At 73.2% G+C, this 2,164-nt stretch carries 2 protein-coding genes and 1 pseudogene; all 3 read right to left on the bottom strand.

The window, feature by feature from the left end; translation table 11 throughout:
* Nucleotides 1–456, bottom strand: a 456-nt coding sequence (locus tag JNW89_RS35615; protein WP_238452357.1) for a hypothetical protein, incomplete at its 3' end; no start/stop codon positions are given.
* An 18-nt stretch (nt 457–474) separates the two neighbouring features.
* The gene (locus JNW89_RS35610) at nt 475–1,452 is read right to left on the bottom strand and encodes a DUF4192 domain-containing protein (protein ID WP_238452358.1); all 978 of its coding nucleotides are present in this window, start codon (nt 1,450–1,452) and stop codon (nt 475–477) included.
* 219 nt (nt 1,453–1,671) lie between these two features.
* Nucleotides 1,672–2,164: pseudogene (locus tag JNW89_RS35605) on the bottom strand (VWA domain-containing protein); the annotation flags it as partial.

Genomic DNA, 2,164 nt, shown 5'->3' with positions numbered 1-2,164 from the left:
GTGCTGCGGCGGTGGGGGCCGTCGGGTTGTCCTGGTCAGGGCGTCGGTGCGGTGGCGTCGTCGGGCCGGGAGGGCGGCGGGGCTGTCGTCGCGGCAGGTGGTGAGCAGGGGGATGTCGGTGTGGAGGAGGGACTGGCAGGTGTGTCGAAGGGCTGCGGTGGCCTTGTCGTGTTGGGCGAGGGCGGTGGTGAGGGTGTCGGCGATCTGGTCGAGGCGCTCGCGTAGGGACGGGACGGTGTCGGCGCCCGCGCTGGTGTGGACCTCGCTGAGCAGGTTCGCGGCGTCGGTTAGGGCGGTGATTTGCGCGTGGGTGGCGGCGATGGTGCCGGCCTGTGACAGCAGCGCGCACACCTGCTCAGGGTGGTGCGCGCAGGCCTCGCCGAGCTTCTGTAGGGCGAGGGCGTAGCCCTGCTGCTGCAGCAGTTGGCGCAACACCTCGAAATGAGGTTCAGCCATGGTGTTCTCCAAGGGGGGTCAGGGCGTGTGCGAGTCGAGATCGGGCCACCCGTCGAGCACGGACGGGGGCAGACCGGCGCGCAGGGCTTGGTCGATGAGCTGCGCGAGGCTGTAGGTGGGGTCGGCGGTCAGGGCCCGGTCGAGGGCGACGGAGGCGAGTGCGCCTTCCCCGCGGCGCCAGGCGGCGAAGGCGAGCAGGGTGGCGGGCGGGGCGGCGAGCGGCGGGTGGACTCGTCGGGTGACGTCGGCCCACAGGGCGGTGTGCCAGGGCAGCGAGTCGGTGGCCTGCCAGGCAGCGTCGCGGACGGCGAGGATGGGTAGCAGGACGGTGAGCCAGGCCAGTTCGTCGTCGGTGAGGACCTGTTCGTCGGCGTAGCGGGCGAACGCGGCGCGGACCGCGTCTTCGCCTGCGCGGATCACCCGGTCGGGGCCTTGGCTGGTGGTGATGGCGCGGCGGCGGGCGCGGGCTCGTGCGGTGGCGCGGGTGATTGTGGCGCGGGTGAGCCCGGTGGCGGGGGCGATGCTGGCGACGAGGGCAGCCCGGTCGGGCAGGGCGTGGCAGCCGGCGACGATGGCGTGCATGGTCACGTCGCTGCGGTGCGGGTCGAAGGGCATCCCGTCGGCGGGGCAGCAGGCGGGGTCCTGACAGAGGTAGGAGAAGTAGCGGCCGTCGGTGACCCGCAGGGCGTCGAGCACGTCGAGGCCGGCGGCGGTCAGCCGCGGAGTGAACGTGTCCATGACCGGGGTGACGGCGGCGGCGGGCCCGTAGCCGATCGTGATGGCGCGGGTGGCTGCCGCGTTGTCCAGCAGGCGGAGCTGCGACGGCTCGATCTGCTCGGCCCACTCGGTGACGTCGCCGGGTGCGGGCAGGTCGGCGCGGCTGGCGACGACGACCCGGGGGCCGGCGATGCCGACGAGCACGAGGCTGTCGGTGGGGTGGAAGCCGAGCAGGTACGGCACGGCGGTGAGCAGGTCGGCGGGTGAGGCGAGCGACATGCGATTGTTCGAGTGGCTCACGGTTGTCTCCTGAGGTGTCGATGTGAGTCCCGGGCACGCCGAGCGGCCGTGCCCGGGCGCGCTGGTGCGCGGCGGGCCGGGCAAGCGGCCAGTGGCGAATCAAGGAATGGGCTCCGACGTGTGCCGTTCACCGCGTGCCCGTGCACCGGCGGTGGGTGTGGGACGGCGCCCGTCGGTGCGGCAAGCGGGCCGGTGTTGTCAGGCGCGTTCGAGGGCGGTGACGGCGGCGTCGGCGATGTGGTCGATGGCCTGCACGGGGTCGGTGACCAGGACGGTGGTGGTGTCGGTGAAGGTGTGGCCGGGCAGGTCGGCCGGGCGCAGCCACAGGACGGCGCAGCCGGCGCGGTGCAGGGTGCTGACGAGTCGTTGTGCTGCCGGGATGTCGTCGAGGTCGCCGTCGGAGATGACCGCGAGCATCCGCAGCCTGCCGGGCTGGCGCAGCTGCAGCAGCTCGTCGGCGAGTTTCACGGCGTCGCCGAAGGTGCTGCTGGCGCCGGACGTGTGCATGTCCTGCGGGTGGGTGGGGCGTTGCCGGGGGCCGATGAGCAGGGTGACGTCGCTGCCGAAGGCGATGGTGGCGGTGACGGCGTCGCCGCTGCGGGCGGCGTGGGCGAGGATCCATCCCGCCGATGACAGGGGCGCGGCGTAGGGGTGCATCGAGTACGAGACGGTCGACGATGACGGCCAGGTG

The organism is Micromonospora sp. 4G55 (genome assembly GCF_016803375.1).
The sequence above is the reverse complement of the archived record's forward strand: the minus strand, read 5'-3'. Positions and strand labels throughout refer to the sequence as shown.